The organism is Streptomyces sp. NPDC002809 (assembly GCF_040295435.1).
Lineage (GTDB): Bacteria > Actinomycetota > Actinomycetes > Streptomycetales > Streptomycetaceae > Streptomyces.
This window is the reverse complement of record NZ_JBEOVJ010000038.1, coordinates 64,060-76,627: the sequence shown is the minus strand read 5'-3', so window position 1 is coordinate 76,627 and position 12,568 is coordinate 64,060. Positions and strand designations below refer to the sequence as shown.

The following is a 12,568-nucleotide window of genomic DNA, read 5'->3' as shown; positions in this document are numbered from 1 at the left end:
CTCCCCGGGAACCGCAAGGCCTGGCTGGCAGCGGGCGTGGTGGTGCTGACCGGCTTCCTCGTCACGGTGGTGTCGCTCATCGCGTCGGCGGGCGGGCTTCCGCTCGTGCCGCACGACCCGCGGGCACGGATCGTGATCGCTCCGAATACCTCCGCCACACATGTGGATCACCCCGGTCGGACGGGTAGGGTCCGTGGCATACGGTGCTTGAACTGCAATTCGGCCGTAGGCAAGTTGGGAGATGCTCCTGACGCCTAGCGCAGGGCCATCGCTTACCTGGAGGGAAACGCGTGGAAGCCAACACTCGTAGCACCGGGCGTCTACCAGCTGCCTTCCTGACGCCCGGGTCCTCTTCGTTCATGGACTTCCTGTCCGACCAGTCGCCCGGGATGCTCCCGGGCAACCGGCAGCTGCCGCCCATGAAGGGGGCCATCGAGGCGCCGCACGGCACCACGATCGTCGCGGCGTCCTTCCCCGGCGGCGTCGTCCTGGCCGGTGACCGGCGGGCGACCATGGGCAACATGATCGCGCAGCGCGACATCGAGAAGGTCTTCCCGGCCGACGAGTACTCGGCGGTGGGTATCGCCGGTACGGCCGGTCTTGCCGTGGAGATGGTCAAGCTCTTTCAGCTGGAGCTGGAGCACTTCGAGAAGGTCGAGGGGGCCCAGCTCTCCCTGGAGGGCAAGGCCAACCGGCTCTCCACGATGATCCGGAGCAATCTGGCGATGGCCATGCAGGGGCTCGCCGTGGTGCCGCTCTTCGCCGGCTACGACGTCGACCGCGAGCGGGGCCGGATCTTCAGTTACGACGTCACCGGCGGCCGTTCCGAGGAGCACGGGTACGCGTCCACCGGCTCCGGCTCGATCTTCGCCCGTGGCTCGATGAAGAAGCTCTACCGCGAGGATCTGACGGAGGAGCAGACGCTCACGCTGGTCGTGCAGGCGCTGTACGACGCCGCGGACGACGATTCGGCGACCGGCGGCCCGGACGTGGCCCGTCGTATCTATCCGATCCTCACCGTCATCACCGAAGAGGGCTTCCGGAAGCTGACCGAGGTGGAATCCTCGGAGATTGCCCGCTCGATTCTGGAACGCCGGCTGGAACAGCCCGACGGCCCACGCGCCGCGCTGCTCTGACCGCTCGTTTCGAGTCTTCTTCGATGCTCCTGACTCTGACAGAAAGGGACGGATAGCCGGTGTCGACGCCGTTCTATGTCTCACCTCAGCAGGCCATGGCCGACCGGGCGGAATACGCCCGGAAGGGCATCGCCCGTGGTCGCAGCCTGGTTGTGCTGCAGTACGCCGACGGCATTGTGTTCGTCGGCGAGAACCCGTCCCGTGCGCTGCACAAGTTCAGCGAGATCTATGACCGGATCGGTTTCGCCGCCGCCGGCAAGTACAACGAGTACGAGAATCTCCGCATCGGCGGAGTGCGTTATGCCGATCTGCGCGGATACACCTACGACCGCGACGATGTGACGGCGCGTGGACTGGCGAACGTCTACGCGCAGACACTCGGCACCATCTTCTCCAGTGCGGCCGAGAAGCCGTACGAAGTGGAACTGGTGGTCGCCGAGGTGGGCGCCGGGCCCGAGGGCGACCAGATCTACCGGCTGCCGCACGACGGCTCGATCGTGGACGAGCACGGCTCGGTCGCGGTCGGCGGCAACGCGGAACAGATCAGTACGTTCCTGGACCAGCGCCACCGTGACGGGATGTCCCTCGCCGAGGCGCTGAAGCTGGCGGTGCAGGCGCTGTCCCGCGATCCCAACGGCAGCGAGCGGGAGATCCCCGCAGAGCGGCTCGAGGTCGCGGTCCTGGACCGTACGAGGCCGCAGCAGCGCAAGTTCAAGCGGATCGTCGGCCGGCAGCTGGCCCGGCTGCTGGAGGCGGACGGCGCCGATTCGACGCCGACGGACGCCCCTTCGGACACGGAGGACGGCGAGGGCACGGACACCTCCGCGACGACGGCTGGCACCGGGACGGGCAAGAAGAAGGCCGCCCCCGATGCCGGTGATTCCACCGACTCGGGCGGCGACGTGGAGTAGCCGGCTCTGCCGGTCTCCGTGCCCCGGTCCGCCTCCTCGGCGGGCCGGGGCACAGTCATGTGGCGTGGCGGCCGGGCGGCGGCGCGGAGGACCCGCGGACCACCAGCCGCACCGGCAGGCTGCCGGACTCGGCCGTTCTGCCGTCCAGCACGGCCAGCAGCGCGCTCATGCCGCGCCGGCCGACCTGCTCGGCGGGCAGCTGCACCGTGGTGAGCTCGGGTTCGACGGCCGTGGCCAGGGCCAGGTCGTCGAACCCGGTGACGGAGAGGTCGTCCGGAACCCGCAGGCCGAGCCGGCGAGCGGCCTTGCACGCGCCCGCGGCCAGGATGTCGTCGTCGCAGACGATGGCGGTGGGGCGGGGGCCCGGAGCAGCCAGCGCCCGCTCCGTGGCCTCGCGACCGGCCCGTACGTCCAGTGCGGCGGGGACGGTGAGGACCCCGGTGCCGGGGACACCGCTCAGGGCGTCGCGGAGCGCGCGGGCGCGGACGGCGAACGTCCAGGAGTCGACGGCCGAGGCGAGATGGATGAAACGGCGGTGGCCCAGGGCGAGCAGATGCTCCGTCACCTGTCGCATCCCGTCGGCGATGTCGAGGTTGACCCGGGCTGCGGGTCCCGGTGCCGCGGGGTCGCTGTCGAGCATGACCAGGGGGAGGCCGACGCCGTGCAGGGCGCCGAGGGCGTCGGCGGCCATGGAGGAGGCGATCACCCCGTCCAGGGCGGCGCGTGCCGAGGCGAAGGGGTCCCGGGCCGGCCCCGTGCCGTCGGGCGAGGGGTAGAGGACGACGCCGAAGCCGTGCTCGGCGGCGACCGCGGCGGCCCCGGTGTAGACCCGGGCGAAGAACTCGTTGGTCAGCGCGGGGACGACCAGCAGGGCGGTCCTGGTGCGGCCGAGGCGCAGATTCCGGGCGGCGAGGTTGGGCCGGTAGCCGAGGCCGCGGGCTGCGTCGCGCACCCGGCCGGCGGTGGCCTCGGAGACCCGGCCGCGCCACTTGTCACCGAGGACCAGGGAGACCGTGGCCTGGGAGACGCCTGCGGCCCGCGCGACGTCGCGGCTGGTGGGCCGGGGTGGGCCGGGCGCTGCTGGGCTGGTCACGCGGGCCTCCGGGCCGGTCTGTGCAGGCGCTGCGAGGTGGACCTGCGGACTGGGCTCATGGTACGTATGAACCCGGAAGTTATACGTAAAACCTCGGGTGGCCGCAAGGCGCTCCAAGGAGAGGGCGGGACATGGCCGCGGGATATCTGGACATCCTCCGGGCGCGGCATGCCGCCCGGCTGCTGACGGGCACCCTGGTGGGCCGGCTGCCGAACGGCACCGCCCCCATCGCGATCGTGCTGTTCACCCGCGCGGAGGGGGGCAGCTACGCCCTCGCGGGCGCCCTGGCCGCGGTGTACGGGCTGGGCACGGCGGTCGGCCAGCCGCTGCTGGGCCGCGCCGTGGATCTCTACGGCCAGCCGCGTGTCCAGTTGCCCGCCGCCGTCCTCTCGGCCCTCGGCATGGCCCTGCTCGCCGTGGCCGGCTTCGCGTCGCTGCCGCTCGCCTATGCGGCCGTGGCCGTCGCGGGCGTGGCCACACCGCCCCTGGAGGGGGGCCTGCGGGCCCTGTGGCCGAGCGTTCTCGGCAGCGAGGACCGGGTGCACCGGGCGTACGCCATGGACGCGGTCGCGCAGGAGGTCATGTTCACGGTGGGGCCGCTGCTGGTGACCGTCCTGGTCTCGCTCCGGTCGCCGGCTGCCGCACTGCTCGTCATCAACGCGATCGGCGTCCTGGGGGCGCTCTCCGTCGTCCTGTCCGAGCCGTCCAGGGCCTGGCGCTCCGCGCCCCGTGAGGCGCACTGGCTGGGGGCGCTGCGCTCGCCGGGACTGCTGGCGCTGCTCGGCTCCTTCTTCTTCGTCGGGCTTGCGCTGGGATCCATCACCGTGGCGGGTGTGGCGTACGCCGACGACCACGGCCAGGAGTCCGTCTACGGCTGGCTGATGGCCGCCCTGGGCCTGGGCGCGCTGATCGGCGGCTCGGTGTACGGGGCACGACAGTGGTCAGGACCGCCCGAGCGCCGGCTCCGGGTGATCGTGGCGCTGCTCGCGCTGGGCTATCTGCCGCTCATCCTGACGCCGGGTGTGGTGGCGATGACGGTGCTGGCCGCCGTCGCCGGGGTGTTCCTTGCCCCGGCCATCGCGTGCTCGTTCATCGTCGTCGACCGGCACGCCCCGCGGGGCACGGTGACGGAGGCGTTCTCCTGGCTCGTGACGACGTTCGGGGTGGGCGCGGCGGCGGGGACGGCCGTGGCGGGCCCGGCCGTGGAGGTGGGTGGGACGGCGTGGAGTTTCGCCGTGGCGGGGGCCGGTGGAGTGGCCGCGCTGGTCGTTCTGCTGGCCACCGGAAAGGTCCTCGCAGCTCCCGGACATAGTGCTGTCGCGGTGCGAGGATCGGAAAATGATCGAAACGGTGCCGTCGAACCCGGTTTCAGCTCGGGCCATCAGGCGTAATGTTCAGTCATGGACCGCCGCATTTTCGGGCTGGAGAACGAGTACGGCGTCACGTGCACGTTCAGGGGACAGCGCCGACTGTCTCCTGATGAAGTGGCGCGCTACCTCTTCCGCCGTGTTGTGTCATGGGGCCGCAGCAGCAATGTCTTTCTGCGGAACGGCGCCCGCCTCTACCTCGACGTGGGATCGCATCCGGAATATGCAACCCCCGAATGCGACAACCTGACCGAACTGGTCACTCACGACAAGGCCGGCGAGCGCATTCTCGAAGGCCTGCTTGTCGACGCCGAACGCCGCCTGCACGAGGAGGGAATCGCAGGCGACGTCTATCTCTTCAAGAACAACACCGACTCGGCGGGAAACTCCTACGGATGTCATGAGAACTACCTCGTGGCCCGGCACGGAGAATTCTCCCGGCTCGCGGACATCCTCATTCCCTTCCTCGTCACGAGACAGCTGATCTGCGGCGCCGGCAAGGTGCTGCAGACCCCGCGGGGCGCCGTCTACTGCGTCAGCCAGCGTGCCGAGCACATCTGGGAGGGCGTCAGTTCCGCCACGACGCGCTCCCGTCCGATCATCAACACGCGCGACGAACCGCACGCGGACGCGGAGCGGTACCGCCGCCTCCACGTCATCGTCGGTGACTCCAACATGTCCGAGACGACCATGCTCCTCAAGGTCGGCGCGACCGACCTGGTGCTCCGCATGATCGAGGCGGGCACGGTGATGCGGGATCTGACCCTGGAGAACGCGATCCGGGCGATCCGTGAGGTCAGCCACGACATCACGGGGCAGCGCAAGGTCCGTCTCGCCAGCGGCCGCGAGGCGTCCGCCATCGAGGTGCAGCGCGAGTACTACGAGAAGGCCGTGGACTTCGTGGACCGCCGCGGCATCCGCACGGGCAACGTCGAGAAGGTCCTCGAACTGTGGGGCCGTACGCTCGACGCGATCGAGGCCGAGGACCTCGACCGGATCGGCACCGAGATCGACTGGGTCATGAAGTACAAGCTCATCGAGCGGTACCGGGCCAAGCACAACATGACCATGTCGAATCCGCGGGTCGCCCAGATAGACCTCGCCTACCACGACATCCACCGCCGCCGGGGCCTGTACTACCTGCTGGAACGCAAGGGCCAGGCCGCCCGTATCTGCAACGACCTGAAGATCTTCGAGGGCAAGTCGGTGCCCCCGCAGACGACCCGGGCGCGGCTGCGGGGCGACTTCATCCGGCGGGCCCAGGAGCAGCGGCGGGACTTCACCGTCGACTGGGTCCATCTGAAGCTCAACGACCAGGCGCAGCGCACGGTGTTGTGCAAGGACCCGTTCCGATCCGTCGACGACCGAGTGGAGAAGCTGATCGCGGGTATGTGAGCCGGCGCAGGACGCGCCTCGGCTCCCGCGCGACTCGGGCCCCGTACGTTCCTCGTACGGGGCCCTGCGCACGCCCTAGAGTGTCGGGGACCCCCTGGGGCTTGCGTCCCAACAAATGTGTCGTCTGAGATCTGAGGAACCAGTGCGCCGAATTGCCGGCCTTCTCGTCGTCCCCCTGCTGCTGGTGTCAGCGGCCTGCGGCAGCGACGACAAGGGCTCCGACTCCGCTTCCGCCTCCGCGTCCGCCTCCGCGTCCGCCTCCGCGAACGGCGGGTTCCCCGCCATCACCGCGGGCGCGAAGTTCGGCGAGAAGCCCACCCTGGCCAAGGGCACCGGAACCCCTCCCAAAGAGCTGAAGACCAAGGTCGTCAGCGAGGGTGACGGCGCCACGCTCAAGAACGGCGACGCGATCCAGGTCAACTACCTGGGGCAGGCCTGGGACTCCGACAAGCCGTTCGACAACAGCTTCGACCGCAAGCAGCCGTTCGATCTCACGCTCGGTGCCGGCATGGTCATCCAGGGCTGGGACAAGGGCCTGGTCGGTCAGAAGGTCGGCAGCAGGGTCGAGCTCGTCATCCCGCCGGACCTCGGATACGGCGCGCAGGGCCAGGGCGACATCAAGGCGAACGCCACCCTCGTCTTCGTCGTCGACATCCTGAAGGCGAAGCAGATCCCGGCATCGGCCAAGGGCACCCCGGTCGCCCAGGACAACGTCGACCTGCCGAAGGTGGGCACGAACACCGACGGCAAGGCGCCGACCCTCACGATCCCGAGCAAGGTCACCCCGCCGAAGAAGCTCGTCTCCAACTACGTCCTGGAGTCCAAGGGCGAGGTCGTCAAGGAGACCGACACGGTCGTCGTGAACTACGTGGCCAAGCTGTGGAAGGACGGCAAGGAGTTCGACAACACCTACACCACGGGCAAGACCGCCTCCTTCCCGCTCGCCCAGGTCACGCTCAAGGGGCTCAAGAACGGCCTGATCGGCAAGAAGATCGGCAGCCGTGTGCTGCTCGTCGTCCCGCCGGACCAGGGCCTCGGCGACAAGGCGCAGCAGTCCGTCCCCGCGAACTCGACGCTCGTCTTCGCCGTGGACATCCTGGCAAAGATGTAAGACTGTCCCGGTTGCCCAGTTCATCATTTAGAGGAGCAAGTCAGTGAGCATCGAGAAGCCCGAGATCGACTTCCCGGGTGGCGAGCCGCCGGCCGACCTGGAGATCAAGGAGATCTGGGAAGGCGACGGCGCCGAGGCCAAGGCCGGCCAGACCGTCTCCGTGCACTACGTGGGCGTGGCCTTCTCCACCGGCGAGGAGTTCGACGCCTCCTGGAACCGCGGCACCCCGCTGCAGTTCCAGCTCGGCGCCGGTCAGGTCATCAAGGGCTGGGACCAGGGCGTGCAGGGCATGAAGGTCGGCGGCCGTCGCCAGCTGACCATCCCCGCGCACCTCGGCTACGGTGACCGTGGCGCCGGCGGCGGCGCGATCGCCCCGGGCGAGACGCTGATCTTCGTCTGCGACCTGGTCGCCGTCTGATCCCGCGCCCCCGCGCTCCGAGGGCCCGTGCCGAAAGGCGCGGGCCCTCGCTTTTGTCCGGACACTCCGGAGCGGTACGGTCGAGGGTCGTAGAGCAAACAGAGAGGGCGTCGATGGCGATTGCCAAGGCCGAGCGGCTGATGAACCTGGCACTGTGTCTGCTGGGGACCCGGCGCCCGCTCAGCAAGCGCGAACTGCGCGGTTCCATCGAGGCCTATCTCGAAGCGGGTTCCGACGACGCCTTCAACCGGATGTTCGAGCGAGACAAGGACGATCTGCGCGAGCTCGGTCTGGTCATCGAGACCGTGGAGAACCTGGACGGCGACACCGGCTACCTCGCCCGCCGCGACAGCAACCGGCTGCCCCCGATCACACTGGACGCCGAGGAGGCCGCAGCCCTCGGGCTGGCCGCCAAGGTCTGGCAGCAGGCCCGGCTGGCAGGGGCCGCCAGCGGAGCCCTGCAGAAGCTGCGGGCCGCGGGAATGCCGGAGGCGGAGGACGCCTACGAGGTGCACAGCGCCCTCGAACCCCGTATCCCCGTCCACGAGGCCGCGTTCGAGCCGCTGATGCTGGCCTGCCGCGACCGCCGGCCGGTGACCTTCGACTACCGCAAGGCCAATGCGGCACGCCCCGAGCAGCGCCAGGTCGAGCCGTGGACGCTGGAATGCTGGCGCGGCCACTGGTACCTGGCCGGCTGGGACCGGGGGCGGGGTGCGGAGCGGGTGTTCCGCCTCTCCCGGATCGCGGGCAAGGTCCGTTCCCGGGCCGGCGCCTTCACCGCCGAGGTGCCCGACGTGGTCACCGTCCGCGAGACCGTCGAGAGCTGGGCGGGCGAGACGGCGACCCGCACCGCGCTGATCAGACTGCGGGCCGATTCCGGCTACCCGCTGCGGGCCCGGGCCATATCGGTCCGGGAACTCGGGAACGGGTGGGAGGAGTTGGAGATTCCGTACGGACACGGTCTGGACGCCTGGCTCGTCGAGTTCGGTCCGGACGTCGTCGTACAGGAACCTGCGGATCTGCGGGCCGACGTGGTGGACCGGCTGCGCGCCGTGGCCAAGGACTGAGGGGACCGTATTCATGGCCACGAACGCCATCGACCAGACCCGCCGGATGCTCTCCCTGGTGACGTATCTGCGCGAGCGCCCCGGCGCCCACGTCCAGGACGTCGCCCGGGCCTTCGGGATCACCGAGGACGAGCTGATCTCGGACCTCGACGTCCTGCCCATGTGCGGGACGAGCTTCCGCGGCGGAGATCTGCTGGACATCGACACGGACGGCGACCGCATCTGGTGGCACAATCCGGACGATGTCGCCGAGCCCCTGCGGCTTGCGGCCGACGAGGCGACGGCGCTGCTGGTCGCCGCCCGCGCCGTCGCGACGCTGCCCGGCCTGCGCGAGAGCGACCGGCAGGCACTGCTGCGGGCCACCGCCAAGCTGGAGGCCGCCGCCGGTGAGGTCGGGGCCGCGAGCTCCCGTCTCTCGGTCACCTTCGAGTCCGAGGGCGGCGTCTTCGCCGACGTGGACCGGGCGATCTCCGAACGCCGCCGGCTCTGGCTGCGCTACTACTCGCCCGCGCGCGACGAGCTGACCGAGCGCGAGGTGGACCCGATCCGGCTGTTCGCCGTCGGCCACACCTACATGGAGGCCTGGTGCCGGTCCTCCGAGGACCGGCGTACGTTCCGCCTCGACCGGGTCGCCGAGATCCGGCTGCTCGACGAGCCGGCCGCACCGCCTGAGCTGGAGCTCCGGGACCTGTCGGAGGGGCTGGTCCAGCCCGCGGCCGAGGACCCGGAGGTCGTGGTCGAGGTCGGCCCCGGCGGACGCTGGGTCGCCGAGTACTACCCGCACGACAGCGCGGAGGAGCTGCCTGACGGCGGTCTGCGGATCACCCTGCGCACCCCCGACCCGGCATCGCTGCGAAGGCTCGCGCTCCGGCTCGGCGGGGAGGGGCGCATCGTCTCGCCGCCGGAGCTGGCGCGGAGCGCCCGGACCGCGGCCCGGGCGGCCCTCGCCGCCTACGACGAGCTGGTCTGAGGGGACACCTGAGGAGATATGCCCAATATGTCTGTGGTGTCCAGTGTTTCCGGCGTGCCGACCGTGGTCGTCCCCGAATCCGTACGGTTCAAGGCCGCCTGCCCGGAGTGCCGCGCCAGGTTCGAACTCGCGGCGGCGGAGTTCCGTCTCGCGATCGGTGCGAGCAGCCGGACCACGTTCTACTCCTTCACCTGTCCCTCGTGCGACGCGTCCGTCCGCCGGCCCGCGGGGGAGCGGATAGTGGAGCTACTCACCGGCGGCGGCGTGCGGACGCTGCGCCTGCACGCCGGCACCTGAGACACCGCTCCGGACCCTTCGGACACGAGACACATCGAGGCTCTGCGCATGTTCTGGCCCATGCTCGCCATCGCCCTGGGATTCCTCGGCATCGCCGTCCTGGGCGTGCTGGCCGTCAAGGTCTTCATCGAGGCCCAGCGCCTCGGTCACCAGGTGACAAGTACCACTGAGCGCATCAACCGGGCCGCGGAGGACCTGGAGCGCGCTGCGACGAATCTCGCGGCCACCGGCGAAACCCTGCGTTAGGGCCTCCCGTTCGGATCGGGAGGGGCTCGCGGGGGCCGGACGAAAGGCCCTGGGGCCCGTTCGATCCGGGCGGGCGCGGCCTCCTTTTTCACAGTGGCGGGAGGTACGCTGCTGGTGACGGCCCTGGCAGGGGGTGCGGGCCGCTGTCGAATGTATGCACAGGCATTGCCTCGCGTTTACTCCCGCGGGTTACGATCGCTCCCAGCGAAATGGTCGGACGTGTGTCCGGCCCAAAGGGCAGCGAGCCCACCTCCAGCCGCCTCAGCGAGAAGGAAGCACATCATGGGCAATCTGAAGCCTCTCGAGATCGTTCTGATCATCGCTGTCATCCTGCTGTTGTTCGGTGCCAAGAAGCTTCCCGACATGGCCCGTTCCCTCGGCAAGTCGGCCCGCATCCTCAAGAGCGAGGCCAAGGCGATGAAGAAGGACGACGAGCCGGCGGCGCCGACGGACACGGTCGCCGACCAGGGTGCTCAGCAGCCCGCAGCCGCGCGCACGATTCAGGCCGCTCCCGGTGACGTGACGAGCTCCCGCCCGGTGAACGAAGCGAAGCCCACCACCCAGAGCTGACAGCTGCCGGATTCCTCCGGCCGCTGCCGCACGAGACGAGGGAAGTGGGTTGCTCAAGTCTGCCCGCAAGCAGGAGAAGGACGGCGAGGGGCGGATGCCTCTCGCTGATCACCTGCGTGAGTTGCGTAACCGACTGCTGATCGCGGTCGTGGCGGTCATCGTGATCACGGCGGTCACGGCCTTCTTCTACAAGGAACTGATCGACTTCCTGATCCGCCCGATCCTGGATTCGGTCGGCTGCAGCGACGGTCAGAAGAAGCAGGTGAACGGCCGGCCCTGCGCCGAGATGACGGTGAGCGGTCTGGTCGGCCCGTTCTCGATCGCGCTCAAGGTCTCCCTCATGGCGGGAGTGGTGTTCTCCACTCCGATCTGGCTCTACCAGCTCTGGGCGTTCCTGGCCCCCGGCCTGCACAAGAACGAGAAGAAGTACGCGCTGAGCTTCGTCGGCGCGGGCGTGCCGCTCTTTCTCGTGGGCGCGGCACTCGCGTACATCCTGATGCCGCAGACCGCGAACGTGCTGCTGGACTTCACCCCCGACAACACGACCAACCTGCTGCCCGTCGACGACTACCTCAACATCGTCACGCGCATGGTGATCGTGTTCGGTCTGGCCTTCGAGCTGCCGCTCCTGCTCGTCCTGCTGAACTTCACCGGAGTCCTCACGGCCAAGCGGCTCGCGTCGTGGTGGCGCGCCATGGTCATGGGCATCACGGTCTTCGCCGCAGTGGCCACCCCGACCGGTGACCCGCTCACGATGATCACGCTGGCCGCGCCGATCGTGCTGCTCTACTTCATCGCGCTCGGCATCTGCATGCTCAACGACCGTCGGAGGAATCGCGGCAACCCCGACGCCGAACTCGACGACGACGAGGCTTCGCAGCTGGACCTCACCCCTGAGGACATCGGCGACATGGAGAACGTGTCGGCTTCGCTGCCCGCACAGGCCGATGGGGAGCAGGACGGCGGACGATCGAGCCGGCGAGACGGTTACGACGACATCACCTGACCTTGTAAGGTCCCCCGGGTGACCAGCGAGATCACCCTTTTCGTCAATCCCACCGCAGGACGCGGCCGGGGCGCGCACGCCGCGCAGCCGGCCGCTTCCGCGTTGCGGGCCGCCGGATTCTCCGTCCGCACCGTGCTCGGTGAGGACGCCGACGACGCGTTGCGCCGGGCGCGCGAGGCCGTGGCCGGGGGGACGGGCGCCCTCATAGCCGTCGGCGGGGACGGGATGATGTCCCTCGCCCTCCAGGCGGTCGCCGGGACCCTGACCCCGCTCGGTGTCGTCGCCGTCGGTACGGGCAACGACTTCGCCCGTGCCCTCGGCATGCCGATACGGGACCCCGCTGCCGCGGGCCGGCTGGCCGCCGAGGCGCTCAAGGGCGGCGCCGTCCGCGAGATCGACCTCGGCCGGGTCGGTGAGCGCTGGTTCGGGTCCGTGCTCGCCTCCGGCTTCGACTCCCGCGTCAACGACCGCGGAAACCGGATGCGCTGGGTCGGCGGCCGGTTCAAGTACGACCTGGCGATCCTCGCCGAACTCGCCGCCTTCAAGCCCATCTCGTACCGCATCAGTCTGGACGGCGGGCCGTTCCGGGAGATCGAGGCGACACTCATCGCCGTCGGCAACGGGTCGACCTACGGTGGCGGCATGCGGATCTGCGCGGACGCCGTCATGGACGACGGCCTCTTCGACGTGACCGTCGTCGGCGACTGCAGCCGCACCACCCTCCTCAAGGTGTTCCCCAAGGTCTACAAGGGGACGCACCTCGGCCACCCCGTCGTCACGGTGCACCGGGTCTGCAGCATCGCGATCGAAGCGGTTGGCGTCACCGCGTACGCGGACGGCGAACCGCTCGGCCCGCTGCCGCTGACCGCCACCTGTGTACCGGGTGCGGCCCGGGTGCTGGGGCCGGTTCTCCCCGGCCCGTCCGACGGGTAGGCGCCCGGGCCTGCCGCCTCGATAAAGATCGCGTCACTGTCAGAGGCG

The 12,568-nt window shown here is 69.7% G+C and carries 14 protein-coding genes and 1 pseudogene; 14 read left to right on the top strand and 1 reads right to left on the bottom strand.

What is annotated here, in order from left to right; genetic code table 11:
* Window positions 1-153: 153 nt before the first annotated feature.
* The 3 genes and pseudogenes from ABT025_RS22635 to prcA all read left to right on the top strand — a co-directional run.
* Window positions 154-339: pseudogene (locus tag ABT025_RS22635) on the top strand (endonuclease domain-containing protein); the annotation flags it as partial.
* Window positions 291-1,136, top strand: coding sequence for a proteasome subunit beta (gene prcB / locus ABT025_RS22630; protein ID WP_350997246.1), 846 nt, complete (start codon window positions 291-293; stop codon window positions 1,134-1,136). The pseudogene ABT025_RS22635 and the gene prcB, both read left to right, overlap by 49 nt.
* A 59-nt stretch (window positions 1,137-1,195) precedes the next feature.
* A complete protein-coding gene (gene prcA, locus ABT025_RS22625; RefSeq protein WP_350997240.1) occupies window positions 1,196-2,047 on the top strand; it encodes a proteasome subunit alpha in 852 nt (283 codons plus the stop codon).
* A gap of 55 nt (window positions 2,048-2,102) precedes the next feature.
* On the opposite strand, the gene ABT025_RS22620 is transcribed toward prcA, so the two are convergent.
* On the bottom strand, window positions 2,103-3,140 hold the full coding sequence (locus ABT025_RS22620) for a LacI family DNA-binding transcriptional regulator (protein ID WP_350997237.1): 1,038 nt from the start codon (window positions 3,138-3,140) through the stop codon (window positions 2,103-2,105).
* Window positions 3,141-3,271: 131 nt separating this feature from the next.
* Between ABT025_RS22620 and ABT025_RS22615 the strand changes: the two genes are divergently transcribed.
* From ABT025_RS22615 to ABT025_RS22565, 11 genes are all read left to right on the top strand, one after another.
* A complete protein-coding gene (locus ABT025_RS22615; protein ID WP_350997234.1) occupies window positions 3,272-4,531 on the top strand; it encodes an MFS transporter in 1,260 nt (419 codons plus the stop codon).
* A gap of 9 nt (window positions 4,532-4,540) precedes the next feature.
* Window positions 4,541-5,902 carry a Pup--protein ligase gene (gene pafA / locus ABT025_RS22610; RefSeq protein WP_350997232.1) on the top strand — a complete coding sequence of 454 codons (1,362 nt, stop codon included), beginning with the start codon at window positions 4,541-4,543 and terminating at the stop codon, window positions 5,900-5,902.
* A 142-nt stretch (window positions 5,903-6,044) separates the two neighbouring features.
* Window positions 6,045-7,013, top strand: coding sequence for an FKBP-type peptidyl-prolyl cis-trans isomerase (locus ABT025_RS22605; RefSeq protein ID WP_350997229.1), 969 nt, complete (start codon window positions 6,045-6,047; stop codon window positions 7,011-7,013).
* A gap of 43 nt (window positions 7,014-7,056) precedes the next feature.
* A complete protein-coding gene (locus tag ABT025_RS22600) occupies window positions 7,057-7,431 on the top strand; it encodes an FKBP-type peptidyl-prolyl cis-trans isomerase (RefSeq protein WP_350997226.1) in 375 nt (124 codons plus the stop codon).
* A gap of 113 nt (window positions 7,432-7,544) precedes the next feature.
* Window positions 7,545-8,498, top strand: a complete 954-nt coding sequence (locus ABT025_RS22595) for a helix-turn-helix transcriptional regulator (RefSeq protein ID WP_123468663.1) — start codon at window positions 7,545-7,547, stop codon at window positions 8,496-8,498.
* A gap of 13 nt (window positions 8,499-8,511) precedes the next feature.
* Window positions 8,512-9,468: a helix-turn-helix transcriptional regulator gene (locus ABT025_RS22590; RefSeq protein WP_350997223.1), complete on the top strand. Its 957-nt coding sequence runs from the start codon at window positions 8,512-8,514 to the stop codon at window positions 9,466-9,468.
* An 18-nt stretch (window positions 9,469-9,486) separates the two neighbouring features.
* Complete coding sequence (locus tag ABT025_RS22585) at window positions 9,487-9,765, top strand: hypothetical protein (protein WP_350997220.1); 279 nt, start codon at window positions 9,487-9,489, stop codon at window positions 9,763-9,765.
* A 48-nt stretch (window positions 9,766-9,813) separates the two neighbouring features.
* Complete coding sequence (locus ABT025_RS22580; RefSeq protein WP_148016158.1) at window positions 9,814-10,011, top strand: hypothetical protein; 198 nt, start codon at window positions 9,814-9,816, stop codon at window positions 10,009-10,011.
* Between the two features lie 279 nt (window positions 10,012-10,290).
* Window positions 10,291-10,581, top strand: a complete 291-nt coding sequence (gene tatA / locus ABT025_RS22575) for a Sec-independent protein translocase subunit TatA (RefSeq protein ID WP_326740533.1) — start codon at window positions 10,291-10,293, stop codon at window positions 10,579-10,581.
* A gap of 49 nt (window positions 10,582-10,630) precedes the next feature.
* A complete protein-coding gene (gene tatC, locus ABT025_RS22570; protein WP_350997217.1) occupies window positions 10,631-11,587 on the top strand; it encodes a twin-arginine translocase subunit TatC in 957 nt (318 codons plus the stop codon).
* Window positions 11,588-11,605: 18 nt separating this feature from the next.
* Window positions 11,606-12,520: a diacylglycerol kinase gene (locus ABT025_RS22565; protein ID WP_350997215.1), complete on the top strand. Its 915-nt coding sequence runs from the start codon at window positions 11,606-11,608 to the stop codon at window positions 12,518-12,520.
* The last annotated feature ends 48 nt before the right edge of the window (window positions 12,521-12,568 follow it).